The sequence below is a fragment of the Burkholderia sp. MSHR3999 genome, assembly GCF_000833595.1.
GTDB classification, from domain to species: Bacteria; Pseudomonadota; Gammaproteobacteria; order Burkholderiales; family Burkholderiaceae; genus Burkholderia; species Burkholderia ubonensis.
The window spans coordinates 2,042,577-2,062,595 of sequence record NZ_JRFO01000001.1 but is presented as its reverse complement, the minus strand read 5'-3'; the positions used below and the strand labels follow the sequence as shown (position 1 = coordinate 2,062,595).

At 68.9% G+C, this 20,019-nt stretch carries 19 protein-coding genes; 8 read left to right on the top strand and 11 right to left on the bottom strand.

Annotation, left to right across the window (positions count from 1 at the left end; translation table 11 throughout):
- Nucleotides 1-313: 313 nt before the first annotated feature.
- Both KY49_RS09545 and KY49_RS09540 read right to left on the bottom strand, forming a co-directional pair.
- Nucleotides 314-1,849: a DEAD/DEAH box helicase gene (locus KY49_RS09545; protein WP_042584315.1), complete on the bottom strand. Its 1,536-nt coding sequence runs from the start codon at nt 1,847-1,849 to the stop codon at nt 314-316.
- 346 nt (nt 1,850-2,195) lie between these two features.
- Nucleotides 2,196-2,465 (bottom strand): acyl-CoA-binding protein, encoded by a 270-nt coding sequence (locus KY49_RS09540; RefSeq protein WP_042584314.1) that lies wholly within the window; start codon nt 2,463-2,465, stop codon nt 2,196-2,198.
- A 148-nt stretch (nt 2,466-2,613) separates the two neighbouring features.
- Between KY49_RS09540 and tsaB the strand changes: the two genes are divergently transcribed.
- From tsaB to KY49_RS09520, 4 genes are read left to right on the top strand one after another with little or no spacing between them, the layout of a single operon-like run.
- On the top strand, nt 2,614-3,381 hold the full coding sequence (tsaB, locus tag KY49_RS09535) for a tRNA (adenosine(37)-N6)-threonylcarbamoyltransferase complex dimerization subunit type 1 TsaB (RefSeq protein WP_042584313.1): 768 nt from the start codon (nt 2,614-2,616) through the stop codon (nt 3,379-3,381).
- Nucleotides 3,378-3,875, top strand: a complete 498-nt coding sequence (rimI, locus tag KY49_RS09530) for a ribosomal protein S18-alanine N-acetyltransferase (protein ID WP_042584312.1) — start codon at nt 3,378-3,380, stop codon at nt 3,873-3,875. Before tsaB ends, rimI begins: the two co-directional genes overlap by 4 nt.
- On the top strand, nt 3,862-4,950 hold the full coding sequence (locus KY49_RS09525; RefSeq protein ID WP_042584311.1) for a uracil-DNA glycosylase: 1,089 nt from the start codon (nt 3,862-3,864) through the stop codon (nt 4,948-4,950). The genes rimI and KY49_RS09525 overlap by 14 nt, the downstream gene beginning before the upstream one ends.
- Complete coding sequence (locus KY49_RS09520) at nt 4,947-5,915, top strand: DUF1853 family protein (RefSeq protein ID WP_042584310.1); 969 nt, start codon at nt 4,947-4,949, stop codon at nt 5,913-5,915. The genes KY49_RS09525 and KY49_RS09520 overlap by 4 nt, the downstream gene beginning before the upstream one ends.
- An 18-nt stretch (nt 5,916-5,933) precedes the next feature.
- On the opposite strand, the gene thiD is transcribed toward KY49_RS09520, so the two are convergent.
- Complete coding sequence (thiD, locus tag KY49_RS09515) at nt 5,934-6,743, bottom strand: bifunctional hydroxymethylpyrimidine kinase/phosphomethylpyrimidine kinase (protein ID WP_042584648.1); 810 nt, start codon at nt 6,741-6,743, stop codon at nt 5,934-5,936.
- A 58-nt stretch (nt 6,744-6,801) separates the two neighbouring features.
- A complete protein-coding gene (gene lplT, locus KY49_RS09510) occupies nt 6,802-8,109 on the bottom strand; it encodes a lysophospholipid transporter LplT (protein ID WP_042584309.1) in 1,308 nt (435 codons plus the stop codon).
- A 218-nt stretch (nt 8,110-8,327) separates the two neighbouring features.
- On the opposite strand from lplT, the gene alr reads away from it, so the two are divergent.
- From alr to KY49_RS09495, 3 genes are all read left to right on the top strand, one after another.
- The gene (gene alr / locus KY49_RS09505; protein WP_042584308.1) at nt 8,328-9,398 is read left to right on the top strand and encodes an alanine racemase; all 1,071 of its coding nucleotides are present in this window, start codon (nt 8,328-8,330) and stop codon (nt 9,396-9,398) included.
- A gap of 11 nt (nt 9,399-9,409) precedes the next feature.
- Nucleotides 9,410-10,786, top strand: coding sequence for a DNA repair protein RadA (radA, locus tag KY49_RS09500; protein WP_010092041.1), 1,377 nt, complete (start codon nt 9,410-9,412; stop codon nt 10,784-10,786).
- A 143-nt stretch (nt 10,787-10,929) separates the two neighbouring features.
- The gene (locus tag KY49_RS09495) at nt 10,930-11,196 is read left to right on the top strand and encodes a DUF2866 domain-containing protein (RefSeq protein ID WP_042584307.1); all 267 of its coding nucleotides are present in this window, start codon (nt 10,930-10,932) and stop codon (nt 11,194-11,196) included.
- A 33-nt stretch (nt 11,197-11,229) separates the two neighbouring features.
- Here KY49_RS09495 and KY49_RS09490 read toward each other — a convergent pair whose 3' ends face one another.
- Nucleotides 11,230-13,161, bottom strand: a complete 1,932-nt coding sequence (locus tag KY49_RS09490) for an ATP-binding cassette domain-containing protein (protein ID WP_042584306.1) — start codon at nt 13,159-13,161, stop codon at nt 11,230-11,232.
- A gap of 132 nt (nt 13,162-13,293) precedes the next feature.
- Between KY49_RS09490 and KY49_RS09485 the strand changes: the two genes are divergently transcribed.
- Nucleotides 13,294-13,773, top strand: coding sequence for a glutathione peroxidase (locus tag KY49_RS09485; protein ID WP_042584305.1), 480 nt, complete (start codon nt 13,294-13,296; stop codon nt 13,771-13,773).
- A gap of 45 nt (nt 13,774-13,818) precedes the next feature.
- Here KY49_RS09485 and cls read toward each other — a convergent pair whose 3' ends face one another.
- The 6 genes from cls to dapC all read right to left on the bottom strand — a co-directional run bounded on the left by cls (nt 13,819) and on the right by dapC (nt 19,987).
- Nucleotides 13,819-15,258: a cardiolipin synthase gene (gene cls, locus KY49_RS09480; protein WP_042584304.1), complete on the bottom strand. Its 1,440-nt coding sequence runs from the start codon at nt 15,256-15,258 to the stop codon at nt 13,819-13,821.
- 104 nt (nt 15,259-15,362) lie between these two features.
- Complete coding sequence (gene prmB / locus KY49_RS09475; RefSeq protein ID WP_042584303.1) at nt 15,363-16,274, bottom strand: 50S ribosomal protein L3 N(5)-glutamine methyltransferase; 912 nt, start codon at nt 16,272-16,274, stop codon at nt 15,363-15,365.
- A gap of 11 nt (nt 16,275-16,285) precedes the next feature.
- Nucleotides 16,286-17,425, bottom strand: coding sequence for a succinyl-diaminopimelate desuccinylase (dapE, locus tag KY49_RS09470; RefSeq protein ID WP_042584302.1), 1,140 nt, complete (start codon nt 17,423-17,425; stop codon nt 16,286-16,288).
- A gap of 90 nt (nt 17,426-17,515) precedes the next feature.
- Complete coding sequence (locus KY49_RS09465; protein WP_042584301.1) at nt 17,516-17,884, bottom strand: ArsC family reductase; 369 nt, start codon at nt 17,882-17,884, stop codon at nt 17,516-17,518.
- Nucleotides 17,884-18,711: a 2,3,4,5-tetrahydropyridine-2,6-dicarboxylate N-succinyltransferase gene (gene dapD / locus KY49_RS09460; protein WP_010092049.1), complete on the bottom strand. Its 828-nt coding sequence runs from the start codon at nt 18,709-18,711 to the stop codon at nt 17,884-17,886. Before dapD ends, KY49_RS09465 begins: the two co-directional genes overlap by 1 nt.
- 43 nt (nt 18,712-18,754) lie before the next feature.
- On the bottom strand, nt 18,755-19,987 hold the full coding sequence (gene dapC, locus KY49_RS09455; RefSeq protein WP_042584300.1) for a succinyldiaminopimelate transaminase: 1,233 nt from the start codon (nt 19,985-19,987) through the stop codon (nt 18,755-18,757).
- Nucleotides 19,988-20,019 lie beyond the last annotated feature (32 nt).

Here is a 20,019-nt window from a genome sequence, read left to right as displayed (position 1 = left end):
TGGGGTGTTCCGTTTCGCGAAGTCTTGTATAAGAGTCTAGGCAAATCGCAGGTTGCGAAACAGGGGCTCGTTCAGGAAGGGTGGAAATTTTTTATCGTTATAAATCAATTGCTTGTCATTCTTATTTCGAGATAAGAAATGCTTTTTTCCATCCTGCAATGCCGCGTGTTGTGCCACGCAGCATGATTTTTTACGACACAAAAAAATTTTTCGCATCGTGAAATATCGATGAGGGCGAAAAAAACCGGCGCGGGTGCGCCGGTTGCGTGCTGCGGGGCGGATACGGGCGGCCGATGAGGCCGCCCGCGCGCCGTTACGACGCCGAATTGCTGCGTCGCGGGCCGCCGCGCTGGCCGTCGCTGCGGCGGTTGCCGCCGTCGCGGCTGCCGCCCGGCTTGCCGCTCCAGCCGCCGTTGCCGCCGCCGTAACCGCCGCGGCCGCCGTTGCCGTGACCGCCGCCCGGCTTGCCGCCGAAACGACGGCCGCCGTTACCGCCGCCCGGACGGCCGCGGCCGCCGTTGCCGCGATCGTTGCGCGGCGGCGCCTTGCGCGGCTCGAAGCCTTCGATCACGTTGACCGGCAGCGGCGAGCGCACGAAACGCTCGATGCGCTTCAGCGCGCCTTGCTCGGCATGATGCACGAGGCTGACCGCGATGCCCGAGCGGCCCGCGCGGCCGGTACGGCCGATACGGTGCACGTAGTCTTCCGCGAACTTCGGCAGGTCGTAGTTGAACACGTGCGTGATGCCCGGGATGTCGATGCCGCGCGCCGCGACGTCGGTCGCGACGAGCACGCGCACGCGGCGCTCGCGCAGCGCGCGGATCGTGCGGTTGCGGGCGCCCTGCGGCAGGTCGCCGTGCAGCGCGGCCGATTCGAAGCCTGCGTCCGCGAGGCGGCCGGCGAGCTGGTCGGCGTCGATCTTGGTCGCCGTGAAGATGATCGCCTGGTCGAGCGCGTTGTCGCGCAGCAGGTGATCGAGCAGGCGATCCTTGTGATCGCGGTCGTCGACGTAGTGCACGGTCTGCGCGATGTTCGCGCGCGACTCGAGGCGCTGCTGGATCTCGATGCGCTCCGGGTCCTTCAGCAGGCGGCTCGTCAGCGAACCGATCTTGCCGTCGAGCGTGGCCGAGAACAGCATCGTCTGGCGCGATTCCGGCGTCGCGTCGACGATCGTCTCGATGTCCTCGATGAAGCCCATATCGAGCATGCGGTCGGCTTCGTCGAGCACGAGCATCTTCAGCTCGGACAGGTCGATGCGGCCGCGCTCCAGATGGTCGAGCAGGCGGCCCGGGGTTGCGACGAGGATTTCCGGGTTCTTCGCGAGCAGCATCAGCTGCTGGCCGTAGGCGACGCCGCCGAGGATGCTGACCGTGCGCAGCCGGCGCAGGTGCTTGCCGTAGGTCGATGCGGCGGTCGTCACCTGCATCGCGAGTTCGCGGGTCGGCGTCAGCACGAGGAGGCCCGGGCGCGCGACCGGCTGCGGGCGGCGGGCGCGGCGGTCCCCGTTGTTCGGCTCGCGCGGCGGGCGCGGCTGCTGCGCCTGCGCCTTCTGGAGCTGCGCGAAGCGCTCGATCGCGGGCAGCATGAACGCGGCGGTCTTGCCCGAACCGGTCGGGCTCGACACCAGCAGGTCGCGGCCGGCGATGCCGGCCGGAATCGCACGCTGCTGGACCGGCGTCGGCTTTTCGTAGCCGGCGGCCTGCAGCGCGGAGACGATCTCCGGCGACAGCCCGAGCGACGCGAACGTGGGCTCGTCGGCAGCCGGCGCCGCGGGCTGCGCGGCGCCGTCGAGACCGAGCGCCTTGTCGGCGGTCGCGTTGAGGGGGCTGGTGGAAATGCTCGAAGTCATAACAATCCTTGAAACACAGTGGGTGAAACGTCGGCGCCAATCGCGCATGCCCAAGTTGTCGGATTCAACGAGCAAATCGGAAAACGGGTGCAATCCGCCGGTCACGAGGCGGATGAGGCTAGAAGCTGTTTTGGGTGCGGCGTGCTGAGACGCGTTGCCGCCAGCCTGATAATTGACGGCCGCTAGAGCCGAAGCAGGAAGGGGACAGGTTCTAAACCGGATTGGAGCTTAACGCTACGAGGCGTCCGGCCGGTTCGGCCAGTGGGCCGAGCGCGGAAGTGACGCAGCCGGCATTATAGAGATATTTGCTGCGCTGCGCCACTGCCGATTTGACCGCGAGCCGCGATCAGGATGCGGTGCCGTTCTTCAGCGATTCGACGAGCTCGACGTATTGCTGCTTCGCGGCATCCTGCGACGTGCCCTTCAGCGCGCCCCACGCGTCGTACTTGTACTTGCCGACGATGTCGGTGAAGCCCGGCTTGTCGCCGTGCACGTCGCCGTCGGTCGCCTGCTTGAAGAGCGCGTAGAGGCGCAGCAGCGTAAGGTTGCCCGGACGCTCGGACAGTTGCTTCACGTCTTCCTGGGCCTGGTTGAACTGCGCGGTGATGTCGCTCATCGGGTGTCTCCGTGGAAGTTTCAAGTCGGGCGATCTTAGCAAGCGCGCCGCCGCGGCGGGTCGAGCGATCCTTCCAAACCGCCGCGCGTGTCCGCGGTGCGGCGCGATCCGCCGCGTGTCGCCCGTGGGAGCGGGGCGCCGCATTACAATGTCGGCCATGACGCAAACAGTGCTCCTCGCCATCGATACGTCGACCGAATACTGCTCGGTCGCGCTGCTGCGCTCGGCCATGGCCGAATCCGCCGCTTCCTCCCTGCAAAGCTGGGTCCGCCACGAACTGACGGGCGCCGTGTCGAGCACGCGCGTGCTGCCGGCCGTCCAGGAACTCTTCGCCGAATCCGGGCTGACGCTCGCCGACTGCGATGCGATCGCGTTCGGCGCGGGTCCCGGCTCGTTCACGGGCCTGCGCACCGCGACCGGGATCGCGCAGGGCCTCGCGTTCGGGCGCGGGCTGCCGGTCGTGCCGGTCGGCACGCTGCTCGCGTGCGCCGAGCATGCGCGGTTGCGCGCGCCCGGCACCGCGCGCGTGCTGGCCGCGCTCGACGCGCGGATGGACGAGGTCTACTGGGCCGAGTTCGCGTGGGACGACGGCGCCGGCGACTGGCGCACGCTGCATCCGGCCGCGCTCGACGCGCCTGCCGCGGTCGGCGTGCCCGACGCGCCGTTCACGCTCGCGGGCAACGCGGCCGCCGCGTTCGGCGCGCAGCTGCCGGCCGTCGCGCGGGCAGCCGTGATCGACGGCGATGCAATGCCGCATGCGCTGGCGGTCGCGCACGCGGCATTGCGCGCGTTCCGGGCCGGGCGCACGGTGCCGGCCGACCAGGCCGCGCCCGAATACGTGCGCGACAAGGTCGCGCAGACCACCGCCGAACGGATGGCGGCGCGCGCGGCTCAACCGGGCGGAGCGCGGGAATGACGGGTGTGCTGCTGAGCGACCGGTATCTGTCGCCGATGACGGACGCCGATCTCGACGAAGTCGTCGCGATCGAGCATGCCGCCTACGAATTCCCGTGGAGCCGCGGCAACTTCGAGGATTCGCTGCGCAACGGCTATTTCGGCGTGTGCCTGCGTCACGTGACGGGGGCGCTCGTCGGCTATTGCGTGCTGATGCCCGTGATCGACGAGATGCACCTGCTGAACCTGTGCGTCGCGCCGGCCGCGCAATGCACGGGTGCGGGCCTCGCGCTGCTGCGCGAGGCGGTGCGCATCGCGCGGGCGGAGCGGCTCGACGGCATGCTGCTCGAAGTGAGGCCGTCCAATCCGCGCGCGATCCACCTGTACGAGCGCTTCGGTTTCGTAACGATCGGGCGGCGCAAGAACTACTATCCGGCGCGGCATCGCGGCCGGGAGGACGCGATCGTGATGCGTCTGACGCTGAACAAGGACGGAGGCGCGCATGGCGTGGGCTGAAGCGGCACTCGAGGAAATGGGGCTGGCGCAGATCTGGGTGCGGCGCGGGCTGCACGCGGCCGATGCGCCGGCGGCCGCCGCGCAGGATTCCGTGACGAAAGCGCCGGAGGCGGCTCCGGTGGGTCAGGCAGGCGAGGGGGGCGCGGCGCGCGCAGGCGCCATTGCATCGGAGCCGGCGGCATCCGTGGCCGTCACGCAGGCGGGCGATGCGCCGACACGCCCGCTGCCGGCATCCGCGCGGGCGGATGCACCGAAGCAAGCGTCCGACGCCGGCGCGGCACCGGCCGCGACGCAGCCGCCCGAAGCACATGCCCCGTCCGCCGCGGGCGAGCGCAGCGCATCCCGCCAAGCCGCGCGCACGGGCGATGTTGCGCCGCCGGCCGATGCGCGGCCGGCCGAAGAAGACGATTTCGCGTGGTTCGACGCCGCGCCGCCGGCCGATCCCGCGCCGGTCGCCGAGCTGCGCGTGGCCGAGACGCCGGTCGCCGAACTCGACTGGGACGCGCTCGCCGCGCGCGTGGCCGACTGCACGCGCTGCCGGCTTTGCGAGAAGCGCACCAACACCGTGTTCGGCGTCGGCGATCGCGAAGCGGACTGGATGCTGATCGGCGAGGCGCCGGGCGAAAACGAGGACAAGCAGGGCGAGCCGTTCGTCGGCCAGGCGGGCAAGCTGCTCGACAACATGCTGCAGTCGTTGTCGCTCGAGCGCGGCGCCAACGTGTACATCGCCAACGTGATCAAGTGCCGCCCGCCGGGCAACCGCAACCCGGAGCCGGACGAGGTCGCGCGCTGCGAGCCGTATCTGCAGCGCCAGGTCGCGCTCGTGAAGCCGAAGCTGATCGTGGCGCTCGGGCGCTTCGCCGCGCAGACGCTGCTGAAGACCGACGCGAGCATCGCGTCGCTGCGTGGTCGCGTTCATGCCTACGAAGGCGTGCCGGTGATCGTCACCTACCACCCGGCCTATCTGCTGCGCAGCCTGCAGGACAAGTCGAAGGCCTGGGCAGACCTGTGCCTTGCGCGCGATACCTTCCGTGGGGCGGCCATCCCCGGGGCAGTCGAGCGGTCCGCACAATGACAGCCGGCGCGGCGTCTTCGTTCGTCGAAACGCTGCACGACGCCGCGGTACGCGATCTGGCATGGCTGCTGGCGAGCCCGAGCCTGCTCGCAGCGGCGCCCGGCGCGCCGCTGGCGCAGCCGTGGTCCGATGCCGCCGAGCGGGCGGCCGCGCAAGCGTGGCTGGCCGCGCTCGACGCCGCACCCGAAGCGCTGCACCGCGCGCTCGAAGGGCTGCGGCCGGTGCGTCTCGGCCGCTATGCCGAGTGCCTGCTCGAATTCTTCCTCACGCACGGGCCCGCGCTGCGGCTCGTCGCGGCCAACCTCGCGCTGCGCATCAACGGCCGGACGCTCGGCGAGGTGGACTTCCTCGTCGATACGCCCGGCGGTCGGCGCCTGCATTGGGAACTGGCCGTGAAGTGCTATTTGTGCGCACCCAAGTGCGACGGCGACGCGGCGTCGCTTGCCGACTTCGTCGGGCCGAATCTGGTCGACCGTTTCGATCGCAAGCGCGCCCGCCTGATCGATCACCAGCTGCGCCTGAGCGGGCGCGACGGATTCGCGCTGCTCGGCTACGGCGCGCCGTCCGACGCGCAGGTGTTCATCAAGGGATGGCTGTTCTATCCGCACGGCGCGCCGCTGCCGCGGCTCGACGGGGAAATCGCGCCGGATCATCCGCGCGGCTTCTGGCTGACCCACGCGCAGTGGGCCGCGTGGGCGGCCGCGCAGCCGCCCGACGCCGGATGGGCGGTGCTGCCGCGGCTCGCGTGGCTCGCGCCGCGCCGCATCGCGGCGGGCGCCGGCGCGCCCGAGCCGCTGGCGCCCGCGCATGCGTTGCCGGCAGGGCTGTCGGAGCGGCAGGCGCCGGCGCTGATCGGCGTCTACGGGCCGGCCGCCGACGGCGCGTGGCGCGAGACCGCGCGCGGCTTCGTCGTGCCGGACGACTGGCCGGAGCGGGCGCGGGCGTTCGCGGCGAAGGCGGACTGACGCGGCGTCAGCCGCCGCTCACCACCAGCGGTGGAAGTGATGCACGGGGCCGACGCCGCGGCCCACGTCGAGGCGGTCACTGGCGGCGATCGCGCCGGTGAGGTAGGCCTTCGCGTCACGCACGGCGCTTTCCAGATCGGGATGCCGCGGCAGCAACGCGGCAATTGCGGACGACAGCGTGCAGCCGGTGCCGTGCGTATTGTTCGCACGCACGCGCGGGCCGTCGAAGCGCACGGTGCGAGCCGCGTCGACGAGCCAGTCGGGGCTCGCGTCGGCGTTCGGCAGGTGGCCGCCCTTCATCAGCACCGCGTGCGCGCCTGCCGCCACGAGCGCCTGGCCCTGCCGGACCATGTCGTCTTCGGTCGTCGCCGGCGCGTCGCCGAGCAGCGCGGCCGCCTCGGGCAGGTTCGGCGTGACGACGGTGGCGAGCGGCAGCAGCTCGCCGCGCAGCGCGTCGACCGCATCCGGCGCGAGCAGCGCGTGCGAACTCTTCGAGATCATCACCGTGTCGAGCACGATGTAGCGGGGCGCGTAACGGCGCAGCGCGTCGGCGACCGCGTGCACGATCGCCGCGTTCGCCAGCATGCCGATCTTCACCGCGTCGATGCGGATGTCGCCGAACACCGCGTCGAGCTGGGCGGTCACGAACGCGGCGTCGGGCGCGTGCACGCCGGTCACGCCGCGCGTGTTCTGCGCGGTCAGCGCGGTGATCACGCTCGCGCCGTACGCGCCGAGCGCGGAGAAGGACTTCAGGTCGGCCTGGATGCCTGCGCCGCCGCCGGAGTCGGAGCCGGCGATCGTCAGCACGTTGGGGATCGGATGCGTCATGTTGGCAAAGCGCCGGTTCGGCAACCGGCGCGGGCATGCGGGAACGGGAGCGGGCGCGTCAGTGCTTCGCCTCGCCGATCAGCGCGACCGAATCGAACTGGCGCTGGTTCGCCTGGTGGCGGCGCATCACGAGCCACATCGTCAGGCAGACGAACGTGCCGAACAGCACGATGACGACGCCGACCGGCACGTCGAGCCACACGAGCACCGCGTACAGGCACAGCATCACGAGCACCGACAGGTTCTCGTTGAAGTTCTGCACCGCGATCGAGTGGCCGGCCGACAGCAGCACGTGGCCGCGGTGCTGCAGGAGCGCGTTCATCGGCACGACGAAGTAGCCGGACAGCGCGCCGACGCACATCAGGAAGATGTAGGCGATGATCAGGTAGACCGGCAGCCGGAAGTGGCCGAGATGGACGATCCAGTTCGACGGGATCAGGTCGCGCGTGTAGAACGCCATCAGCATCACCGCGATGCCCATGATGATGCCGACGGGCAGCACGGTCAGCGATTTCTTCAGCGGAATTCGGCTGGCCGCGGCGATCGCGCCGGCCGCGACGCCGAATGCGACGACCGCCTGCAGCAGCGCGCCTTCGGACAGCGACATGCCGAGCGATACCTCGGCCCATTTCAGCACGATGAACTGCAGCGTCGCGCCAGCGCCCCAGAACAGCGTCGTGACCGCGAGCGAGATCTGGCCGAGCTTGTCGCGCCAGAGCACCATGAAACAGTCCGCGAAATCGGTGACGAGTTTGACTGGGCCGTGTTCCTGTCGCGGGTACCGCGCGCCGGTATCGGGGATGCGCAAGTTGAACAGCGCGGCGACGACGTAGATCGCCATGATGACGGCCATCGCCGATTCGGCGGGCGTGTTGATCCACGCAGGCGTGTGAGCGATCACGTGCGACGCGATGTGCGGACTGATCAGCGCGCCGCCGAGCACGGTGCCGAGGATGATCGAGCTCACGGTCGTGCCTTCGATCCAGCCGTTCGCCGCGACGAGCCGGTCGGCCGGCAGCAGCTCGGTAAGAATCCCGTACTTGGCGGGCGAGTAGGCCGCGGCGCCAAAGCCGACGATGCCATACGCGATCAGCGGATGGGCGCCGAACAGCATGATCAGGCAGCCGACGACCTTGATCGAGTTGGTGATGAACATCACGCGGCCCTTCGGGCGTGAATCCGCGAAGGCGCCGACGAATGCCGCCAGCACCACATAGGACAACACGAAGAACAGCTTGAGCAGCGGTGTCATCCAGTTCGGGGCGTGGAGGTCTTTCAGCAGAGCGATGGCGGCGATGAGGAGCGCATTGTCGGCCAGCGACGAGAAAAACTGCGCGGCCATGATGGTGTAAAAACCTTTTTTCATCTGATGCGATGCGTTCGTCGCTGCGGCCCGGCCGCGTAGGCCGCCAGGTATGCGATCGGCTTATTCCGTTCGAAATGGGTTGTGCGCACGGCTTTATAACACGAAAATACAGCGATTCGGACTAGCAAGATTCCCCGATCGTTCCGCAAGTTGTCGGCTTCGGCGCCCAAAAGGCGCGGTAAGCTGATGATTCGCAAGCGTCTTTACGTAAATTTCCCATGCCGCGCCCGATCTCCGCCACCATCCATACCGCCGCTCTCGCCAACAATCTCTCCGTCGTCCGACGCTACGCCGGCCAGTCCAAGGTCTGGGCGGTCGTCAAGGCCAACGCGTACGGGCACGGCCTCGCGCGTGCGTTTCCCGGCCTGCGCGGCACCGACGGCTTCGGGCTGCTCGATCTCGACGAGGCCGTCAAGCTGCGCGAGCTCGGCTGGGCCGGCCCGATCCTGCTGCTCGAAGGGTTCTTCCGTTCGACCGACATCGACGTGATCGACCGCTACAGCCTGACCACGACCGTCCACAACGACGAGCAGATGCGGATGCTGGAAACGGCGCGGCTGTCGAAGCCCGTCAACGTCCAGCTGAAGATGAACAGCGGGATGAACCGGCTCGGCTACACGCCCGAGAAATATCGCGCCGCGTGGGAGCGCGCGCGCGCCTGCCACGGCATCGGCCAGATCACGTTGATGACCCATTTTTCGGACGCGGACAGCGAGCGCGGCGTCACCGAGCAGCTGGCCGCGTTCGAGCGCGGCGCCGAGCACATCGCCGGCGCGCGCAGCCTCGCGAATTCGGCGGCGGTGCTCTGGCACCCGGGCACGCATTTCGACTGGGTGCGCCCGGGCATCATGCTGTACGGCGCGTCGCCGTCCGGGCGCTTCGGCGACATCGCCGACACGGGGCTCAAGCCGACGATGACGCTCGCGTCCGAGCTGATCGCGGTGCAGACGATCGCGAAGGGGCAGTCGATCGGCTATGGCTCGACGTTTTCCGCGCAGGCGCAGATGCGCATCGGCGTCGTCGCGTGCGGCTATGCGGACGGCTATCCGCGCGTCGCGCCCGAGGGCACGCCGGTGATCGTCGACGGCATCCGCACGCGGATCGTCGGCCGCGTGTCGATGGACATGATCACGGTCGACCTGACCCCGTGCCCGCAGGCCGGCGTCGGTTCGCGGGTCGAGCTGTGGGGCAACGAACTGCCGATCGACGACGTGGCGCGCCACTGCGGGACGATCGGCTATGAACTGATGTGCGCGGTCGCGGCCCGCGTGCCGGTGCGCGCGGAATAAGGGCGCACCGCGTGGCTAAACAGAAAACGGTTTACGTCTGCAGCGAGTGCGGCGGTCAGTCCCCGAAGTGGCAGGGGCAGTGCCCGTCGTGCCAGGCCTGGAACACGCTGGTCGAATCGGTCGCCGAAGCGCCGTCCGCGCATCGCTTCCAGTCGCTCGCGAAGCGCGCGCCGGTGCAGCGCCTCGTCGACATCGAGGCGGCCGACGTGCCGCGCTTCTCGACCGGCATCGGCGAATTCGACCGCGTGCTCGGCGGCGGGCTGGTCGCGGGCGGCGTGGTGCTGATCGGCGGCGATCCGGGCATCGGCAAGTCGACGCTGCTGCTGCAGTCGCTCGCGGGCATCGCGAGCGAACGGCGCACGCTCTATATCAGCGGCGAGGAGTCGGCCGCGCAGATCGCGTTGCGCGCGCAGCGGCTCGCGCTGCTCGATGGCGGCGTGCCGGCGGCCGAATTGAAGCTGCTCGCGGAGATCCAGCTCGAGAAGATCCAGGCGGCGATCGACGCGGAGCGGCCGGACGTCGCGGTCGTCGACTCGATCCAGACCGTCTATTCGGAAGCGCTCACGTCGGCGCCCGGCTCGGTCGCTCAGGTGCGCGAGTGCGCGGCGCAGCTCACGCGGATCGCGAAGCAGTCCGGCACCGCGATCATCATGGTCGGGCACGTGACGAAGGAGGGCAACCTGGCCGGCCCGCGCGTGCTCGAGCACATCGTCGACACGGTGCTGTACTTCGAAGGCGACACCCATTCGTCGTTCCGCCTCGTGCGCGCGTTCAAGAACCGCTTCGGCGCGGTGAACGAACTGGGCGTGTTCGCGATGACCGAGCGCGGCCTGCGCGGCGTCGCCAATCCGTCCGCGCTGTTCCTGTCGCAGCACGAGCAGGTCGTGCCCGGCTCGTGCGTGCTCGTCACGCAGGAGGGCACGCGCCCGCTGCTCGTCGAGATCCAGGCGCTCGTCGACACCGCGCACGTGCCGAACCCGCGCCGGCTCGCGGTCGGGCTCGAGCAGAACCGGCTCGCGATGCTGCTCGCGGTGCTGCACCGCCATGCGGGCATCGCGTGCTTCGACCAGGACGTGTTCCTCAATGCGGTGGGCGGCGTGAAGATCGCCGAGCCCGCCGCCGACCTCGCGGTGCTGCTCGCGATTCATTCGTCGATGCGCAACAAGGCGCTGCCGAAGGGCCTGATCGTGTTCGGCGAGGTCGGGCTGGCCGGCGAGATCCGGCCGTCGCCGCGCGGGCAGGAGCGCCTGCGCGAGGCCGCGAAGCTCGGCTTCACGACCGCGCTGATCCCGAAGGCGAACGCGCCGAAACAGCCGATCGACGGGCTGGAGGTGATGGCGGTCGAGCGGATCGAACAGGCGATCGACCGGGTGCGCGGGCTCGAATGAGCGCCGCCGCGCGCCGGGGGCAACTCCCCGGCGATCTGTCGCGTAATTCGCTGTAAATGTTTTGTAGGGTTGTGTAACCCGGCGGACATCGCTTTTCCCTATCCTTTTGCGGACAGTCGAACCGTGCAAGGCGAAAGGGATCTATGTTGAAACAGTACGGGCAAGCGCTGGACCGAGGCGCTTACAACCTGCGCGGTTGCCGCGTGTCGGAGCCGATCCGCCAGCCGTGGGGCGGCGGGTGCCGAATCGTCGAATGGATCGACGCGGAAGGGCGTCTCGCGCGACGGGTCGTGGCGGAGGACGTGACGGAAGCGGAAGTCGTCGAGGTGATCCGGCGGCCGACAGAAGGGCGCCGCCACCTGATGCGCGACGACGAGCAGATGCCGCGGGATACACTGCCGCGGCGCTGAGCGGGCGGCCCGCCGGGCCGGGCCGCGCGGCGGTCAGCCGATCTGCTCGAGCTCTTCCTGCGCGGCGAGCCAGTCGCCCTCGACGGATTCGAGCCGCGCGTTGACATCGCCCAGCTTGCGGATCGCGTCGGTCAGTTCGGTCTTGCGCTCCGCTTCGTAGCTCGCCGGATCGGCGACGAATGCGTCGAGGCGGGCCTTCTCCGCGTGCAGCGCTTCCATTTCCTTTTCCAGCTTCGTGATGCGCGTCTGCAGCGGCCTTCTCAGGTGCGACAGCCGCTGCCGTGCCTCGGCTTCCTGACGCTTCTGGTCCTTGCGGTTGACGGCCGGCTCCGCGCCCGCCGCGGCTGCGCTGTCGGCCTTCGCGGCCGCGCGCTGCTCGGCCGCGTGCTGCAGCAGCCAGTCGCGGTAGTCGTCGAGGTCGCCGTCGAACGGCTGCAGCCGGTGCTTCGCGACGAGCATGAACTGGTCGGTCGTCGCGCGCAGCAGGTGCCGGTCGTGCGAGACCAGGATCAGCGTGCCTTCGAATTGCGCGAGCGCCATCGTCAGCGCGTGGCGCGTCTCGAGGTCGAGGTGGTTGGTCGGCTCGTCGAGCAGCAGCAGGTTCGGCTTCTGCCAGATGATCAGCGCGAGCGCGAGGCGCGCTTTCTCGCCGCCCGAGAACGGAGCGACCGGGCTGGTCGCCATGTCGCCCGAGAAATTGAAGCCGCCGAGGAAGTCGCGCAGCTCCTGTTCGCGCGTGTCGGGCGCGAGCCGTGCGAGGTGCGCGAGCGGCGAATCGTCCTCGCGCAGCGTTTCGAGCTGATGCTGCGCGAAATAGCCGATCGTCAGCCCCTTGCCTTCGCGCACATGGCCGGACAGCGGTTCGAGCGTCGCCGCGAGCGTCTTGATCAGCGTCGACTTGCCCTGGCCGTTCGCGCCGAGCAGGCCGATGCGCTGGCCGTTCTGGATCGACAGCGACACGCGCTCGACGATCGGGATCTCGGCGCCGTCGTCGCCGTGGTAGCCGCAGCGAACGTCTTCCATCACCATCATCGGGTTCGGCGCGGCGTCGGGCGTGCGGAATTCGAACGTGAACGGCGACGCGACGTGCGCCGGCGCGATCAGCTCCATCTTCTCGAGTGCCTTCATCCGGCTCTGCGCCTGGCGGGCCTTGGTGGCCTTGGCCTTGAAGCGGTCGATGAAGCTCTGCAGGTGCGCGACCGTCTTCTGCTGCTTTTCGTACGCGCTTTGCTGCAGCGCGAGCTGCTGCGCGCGCAACACTTCGAATTGCGAGTAGTTGCCGCCGTAGCGCTTCACCTGCCGATTCTCGAGGTGCAGCGTGACGTTGCAGATGGAGTCGAGAAATTCGCGGTCGTGCGAGATCACGACGAGCGTGCCGGGGTAGCGGTGCAGCCAGTCTTCGAGCCAGACGATCGCGTCGAGGTCGAGGTGGTTGGTCGGTTCGTCGAGCAGCAGCAGGTCGGAGCGGCACATCAGCGCCTGCGCGAGGTTCAGGCGCATGCGCCAGCCGCCGGAGAAGCTCGAGACCGGCTCGCGCGTCTGCGCGAGCGTGAAGCCGAGGCCGAGCAGCAGCGCTTCCGCGCGCGCCGGCGCGGTGTAGCCGTCGGCGTCGGCGAATGCCGCATGGGCCTCCGCTTCCGCCGAGCCGTCATGCGCGGCCGAGGCGGCGGCGATGCGCGCTTCGATCTCGCGCAGCGCGGCGTCGCCGTCGAGCGTGTAGTCGAGCGCCGAGCGCTCGACGGCCGGCGTTTCCTGCGACACGTGGGCGATCCGCCACGACGGCGGCATCGAGAAATCGCCCGCGTCGGCGTGCAGCTCGCCGCGCAGGACCGCGAACAGCGTCGACTTGCCGGCGCCGTTCGCGCCGATCAGGCCGGCCTTCTCGCCGGGATTGAGCACGAACGACGCCGCGTCGAACAGCGGCTTGGTGCCGCGCGCAAGGCTGAACTGATTGAAACGGATCACGACGGAAATGGCTGGGCAAAACCGCTATTCTAGACTGCGGGCCGCGCACCGGGCATTGGCCGTTCGGGAGATGCCGTTTCCGCGCGTTTTTCGCCTAGACTTCACGTCGGTTCGAATTCGAAAGGGGGCACGATGTCCACACTGTATTCCTTCAGCGCGGAGACGCTCGCCGGTGCGCCGGCGTCGCTCGATGCGTATCGCGGCAAGGTGCTGCTGATCGTCAACACGGCGAGCGAGTGCGGATTCACGCCGCAGTATGCCGGCCTGCAGAAGCTCTACGACCAGTACGCGTCGCGCGGCTTCTTCGTGCTCGGCTTCCCGTGCAACCAGTTCGGCAAGCAGGAGCCGGGCGACGCCGCGCAGATCGGCGCATTTTGCGAGCGCAACTACGGGGTGACGTTCCCGATGTTCGCGAAGATCGACGTGAAGGGCGACAATGCGCATCCGCTGTACCGCTACCTGACCGACGAAGCGCCCGGCATCCTCGGGCTCAAGGCGATCAAGTGGAACTTCACGAAGTTCCTGGTCGACCGCGACGGCCGGATCGTCAAGCGCTACGCGCCGTCGACCAAGCCCGACGAAATCGCCGCCGACGTCGAAAAGCTGCTGTGACGCCCGACGCGGCCGGCGCGGGTCGCCGTGGCATCGGGAGGCCGCTCACAGAATCGGCGCGAACAGCCGCGCGATGTGCATCGCGACCCGCCGCCACGCGGGCGAGCGGCGATATTCGCTCGCGTCGACTTCATAGGCCAGCGCGAAGTCGGCCGTGAGCATCGCCTCGACCTCGTCGGCGAATGCGCGATCGACGGTCAGCACCATGATCTCGAAGTTCAGGCGGAACGAGCGGTTGTCGAGGTTCGCGCTGCCGATCGCGGCTGCGCTGCGGTCGATCAGCACCACCTTCTGGTGCAGGAAGCCCGGCCGGTAGCGGAACACCTTGACGCCCGCGTCGGCTAGGTCGCGCGCGTACAGCTTCGACGCTTCGAACACGACGACGTGGTCGCGCCGGCTCGGGATCAGGATGCGCACGTCGACTCCGCGCATCACCGCGAGCTTGAGCGCGGCGATCACCGCTTCGTCGGGGACGAGATACGGCGTCGTGATCCAGATCCGCTCGCGCGCCGCGTTGATCGTCTCGACGAAGAACAGCGAGCCGGTTTCCTGCTTGTCGGCCGGCCCCATCGGCACCGCGAGGCAGTGCATGTCGGCGTGCGGCAGCGCGGCGGGCGGCGGCGCGAGCGGCGGCAGCTTCTGCGTCGCCCAGTGCCAGTCTTCCGCGAACACGTACTGGATGCTCGCGACGACGGGGCCGCGCAGCTCGATGTGCGTGTCGCGCCACGGCGACAGCCGGGGCTTCGCGCCGAGATACTCGACGCCGACGTTGTGTCCGCCGACGAACGCGCAATTGCCGTCGACGACGACGATCTTGCGGTGATTGCGGAAGTTGAGCTGGAAACGGTTGACGAACTGGCGCTTGGTCGCGAACGGATGGACTTCGACGCCGCCCGCGCGCAGTGCGTCGACGTAGCCGTGCGGCAGGTCGAAGCTGCCGATGCTGTCGTACAGCAGGTAGCAGCGCACGCCCGCGGCTGCGCGCGCGAGCAGCGCGTCGCGCAGCATCTGGCCGAGCGCGTCGTCGCGGACGATGAAGAACTGGACGATCACGTAGTCGCGCGCGTCGTCGATCGCCGACAGGATCGCCGCGAACGTCGCTTCGCCGTTGACGAGCGTGCGCACCGCATTGCCGGCGAGAAACGGCATGCCGCCGAGCCGCGTGAGCGCATGCACCGCAGGCTGGCCGAGTGCGCTCGCGGCCGCGCCGTCGGTCGAATCGGCGGCGGCCCACGGAACGGGGTGCGTATGCGTGCGCAGCGCTTCGGTCTCGTGGCGGCGCGCGTCGACGTAGCCGGAGAACTTGCTGCGGCCGAGGAACAGATACGGGATCAGCGTCAGGTAGGGCATCGCCGCAAGCGACACGGCCCACGCGATCGCGCCTTGCGACGTGCGCGTGTTGAGGATGGCGTGGCAGGCCGCGACGATTCCGAGCACGTGGATGGCCAGGATGAGCGTGCCGAGGTGTAGCCAGTCGAGTGTCATAAGCGCGTGGCGGACTCCTGAAGCGCGGCATCGCGGCCGCTTACGCGCATCTTACCGAACCGCGCGGCGCAGCGGGGCGCCGCGCGGCTCGGGCTGGCGGGGCGTCAGGGCTTCTGCGGGAGATCCGACGCCTGGATCAGGAACACGCTGTCTTCGCCGGCGCTGGTCGACAGCCACGTCAGCTCGAGGCCGCCGAATGCCGCTTCGACGTGCTCGCGCTCGTTGCCGATCTCGACGACGAGCACGCCGTCGTCGTGCAGCCAGTTGCGCGCCTCGCCGATGATGCGGCGCACGACGTCCATCCCGTCCTCGCCGCCGGCGAGCGCCATCTCGGGCTCGTGCCGGTATTCGGGCGGCAGCGCGGCCATCGAAGCCGCGTTGACGTACGGCGGGTTCGTCAGGATCACGTCGTAGCGCGCGCCCGGCTCGGACGAGCGGAACATCGGCAGCGGCGCGTAGAGGTCGCCGCGGTGCAGCGAGATGCGGTCCTCGAGCCCGTAGTCGCGCACGTTGATCTCCGCGACTTCGAGTGCCTTGTCGGACAGGTCGACCGCATCGATCTCGGCGTTCGGGAACGCGCTCGCCGCGAGGATCGCGAGGCAGCCGGAGCCGGTGCACAGCTCGAGCACCGCGCCGACCTGCTCGGGATCGGCGACGTACGGCTGCAGGCCGTCGTCGAGCAGCTCGCCGATGAACGAGCGCGGCACGATCACGCGCTCGTCGACGTAGAAGCGGTGGCCGTGCATCCACGCCTCGTGCGTCAGATAGGCGGCGGGCACGCGCTCGGTCGCGCGCCGCTCGATCACGGTCAGCACGGCGTCGATTTCGTCCGGCAGCAGGCGCGCGTCGAGGAACGGCTCGAGCGTGTCGAGCGGCAGGTCGAGCGTGCGCAGCACCAGATAGGCCGCTTCGTCGTATGCATTGTCCGAGCCGTGGCCGAACGCGAGCTTCGCCTTCGAGAAACGCGTGACCGCGTAGCGCAGCAGGTCGCGAACTGTTGCAAAAGGTGTCGTCATGCGGGACTCCATCAGGCGATCAGTTGTTCGAGCACGCGGCGGTACACGTTCTTCAGCGGATCGATGAAGCGCACCTCGATGTGCTCGTCGATCTTGTGGATGCTGCCGTTCGGCGGGCCGAACTCGATCACCTGCGGGCAGATGCGCGCGATGAAGCGGCCATCCGACGTGCCGCCCGTCGTCGACAGCTCGGTCGTGAGGCCGGTTTCGGCGCGGATCGCCGTCTCGAGCGCATTCGACAGCTCGCCGCGCGGCGTCAGGAACGGCAGGCCGCTGATCGACCAGTTGAGTTCGTAGTCGAGCCCGTGCTTGTCGAGGATCGCGTGCACGCGCGCCTGCAGGCCTTCGACGGTGCTCGCCGTCGAGAAGCGGAAGTTGAACAGCAGGTCGATATGGCCCGGGATCACGTTGGTCGCGCCGGTGCCCGCATGCAGGTTCGATACCTGCCAGGTGGTCGGCGGGAAGTATTCGTTGCCTTCGTCCCACTGTTCGGCGGCGAGCTCGGCGAGCGCCGGCGCGAGCAGGTGGATCGGGTTCTTCGCGAGGTGCGGGTACGCAATGTGGCCCTGCACGCCCTTGACGATCAGCTCGCCGGACATCGAGCCGCGGCGGCCGTTCTTCACGACGTCGCCGAGTTCGGCGGTCGACGTCGGCTCGCCGACGATGCAGTAGTCGACGCGCTCGCCGCGCGTTTCGAGCAGCTCGACGACCTTCACGGTGCCGTCGGTCGCGGGGCCTTCCTCGTCGCTCGTGATCAGGAATGCGATCGAGCCGCGGTGGTTCGGGTGCGCGGCGACGAATTCCTCGGTCGCGACGACGAAGCCCGCGAGCGAGGTCTTCATGTCGGCCGCGCCGCGGCCGTACAGCTTGCCGTCGCGATGCGCGGGAATGAACGGCGGCGACGTCCATTGCTCGAGCGGGCCGGTCGGCACGACGTCGGTGTGGCCCGCGAACGCGAGCAGCTTGCCGTCGCGGCCGGCGGCGCCGCGCTTGACGGCCCACAGGTTGGTCACGCCGTGCGACGCGATGGTCTCGATGTCGAAGCCGAGCGCGGCGAGGCGCTCGGTCATGATCTGCTGGCAGTGCTGGTCGTCGGGCGTGACGGACGCGCGCGCGATCAGCTGTTCGGTAAGGGCTAGGGTGGCGGACATGGTTCGGACCACTTTCGATAAAAAATGCCGGCGCGGTGGCCGGCAGCGAGGTGTTCGGGCGCCGTGCGGCGGCAGCAGGCCGGCGAGGCCCTAAGCGGCGAACAGTGCCGCGTACTGGTCGGCCGCGAAGCCGAGCGATTTCACGCGGCCGTTGACGACGAGCACGGGGCGCTTGATGACCGACGGCTTGTGGATCATCAGCGCGACCGCGCCGGCCTGCGTTTCCGCGGCCGCCTTCATGGCGTCGTCGAGGCCGCGCCACGTGGTGCCGCGCTTGTTCACGAGCGCGTCGAGCGACACGTCCTTCAGCCAGTCTTCGACCAGAGGCACGCTGACGCCGGCCTTCTTGAAGTCGTGAAACTCGAATTCGACGCCGTGGTCGTCGAGCCACACGCGGGCTTTCTTCACGGTGTCGCAGTTCGGAATGCCGTAGACGACCACGGTGCGCGGCTTCGCCATCAGTCGCCTCGCAGCAGTTCGTTCAGGCCGACCTTCGCGCGGGTCTTCGCGTCGACCTTCTTCACGATCACCGCGCAGTACAGGCTGTGCGAGCCGTCCTTCGACGGCAGGTTGCCCGCGACGACGACCGAGCCGGCCGGGATGCGGCCGTAGCTGACTTCGCCGGTTTCGCGGTCGTAGATCTTGGTGCTCTGGCCGAGGTACACGCCCATCGAGATCACCGAGTTTTCCTCGACGATCACGCCTTCGACGACTTCCGAGCGCGCGCCGATGAAGCAGTTGTCCTCGATGATGACCGGGTTCGCCTGCAGCGGCTCGAGCACGCCGCCGATGCCGACGCCGCCCGACAGGTGCACGTTCTTGCCGATCTGCGCGCACGAGCCGACCGTGGCCCACGTGTCGACCATCGTGCCTTCGTCGACGTACGCGCCGATGTTCGTGTACGACGGCATCAGCACGACGTTCTTCGCGATGAACGAGCCGCGGCGCGCGATCGCCGGCGGCACGACGCGGAAGCCGCCCGCGGCGAAGTCTTCGGCGGTGTAGTTCGCGAACTTCGACGGCACCTTGTCGTAGAACTGCGAGTAGCCGCCGGCCGGCATCGGCGCGTTGTCCTCCAGGCGGAACGACAGCAGCACGGCCTTCTTCAGCCACTGATGCACGGTCCAGCTGCCGTCGATCTTCTCGGCGACGCGCAGCGCGCCTTTGTCGAGCTGCTCGATCGCGTGCGCGACGGCGTCACGGACTTCGGCGGGCGCGGCCTTCGGCGACAGCTCGGCGCGGTTGTCCCAGGCGGTATCGATGATTTGCTGAAGTTGTTGCGACATGTTCGTTTTCGCAGGAGATGAAGGAATTGATCGGGAGGGTCGGTTACCGGGCGAGGCCGCGGCAGAAGTCGACGATGCGTTGCGCGCCCTCGACGCATTCGGGGGTGCCCGCGACGAGCGCGATCCGGATGAAATCGCGGCCCGGATTCGTGCCGTGCGCGTCGCGCGCGAGATACGAGCCGGGCAGAACCGTCACATTATAGTCGGCGTACAGGCGCCGGGCGAACTCGGTGTCCGACAGGCCGGTGCGCGCGACGTTGGCCCACAGGTAGAACGCGGCGTCGGGCAGCTTCACGTCGATCACGTCGGCGAGCATCGGCGTCACCGCGTTGAACTTCTGCACGTACAGCGCGCGATTCTCGCGCACGTGCGCCTCGTCGTTCCATGCGGCGATGCTCGCCTGCTGCCAGACGGGCGACAGCGCCGAGCCGTGGTACGTGCGGTACAGCAGGAACTTCTTCAGCAGCGCGGCGTCGCCGGCCACGAAGCCCGAGCGCATGCCCGGCACGTTCGAGCGCTTCGACAGGCTCGACAGCATCACGAGCCGCTCGAAGCCGCGGCCGAGGCGATGCGCGGCCTCGAGCCCGCCGAGCGGCGGCTTCGACTCGTCGAAGTAGATCTCCGAATAGCATTCGTCGGACGCGATCACGAACCCGTGGCGGTCGGACAGCGCGAACAGCTCGCGCCAGTCGTCGAGCGTGAGCACCGCGCCGGTCGGGTTGCCCGGCGAGCACACGTACAGCAGCTGGGTGCGCGCCCACACGTCGTCCGGCACGGCCGCATAGTCGCACGCGTAGTTGCGGGCCGGGTCGCTGTTCGCGAAATACGGCTCGGCGCCGGCCAGCAGCGCCGCGCCTTCGTAAATTTGATAGAACGGATTCGGACAGAGTACGATCGCCTTCTCGCCGCCGGTGGAGCGGCTCGCGTCGATCACCGTCTGCGCGAGCGAGAACAGCGCTTCGCGCGAGCCGGACGCGGGCAGCACCTGCGTCGCCGGATCAATTGCCGGCAGCCCGTAGCGGCGCTCGAGCCAGCGCGCGATCGACGTGCGCAGCGCGTCCGAGCCGGCCGTGGGCGGATACGCGGCGAGGCCGTCGAGCGCGGCCACCGCGGCGTCGCGGATCAGCGCCGGGGTCGGGTGCTTGGGCTCGCCGATGCCGAAGCTGATCGGTTTCAGGCCGGCGGCGGGCGTCACGTCCTTGAACAGGGCGCGCAGCTTTTCGAAGGGATAGGGCTGGAGCGAGTCGAGTCGAGGGTTCACGGGCGAAGCGGCCATCGCGGCCGGTTGAAGCGAAAGGGGCGGCGCTC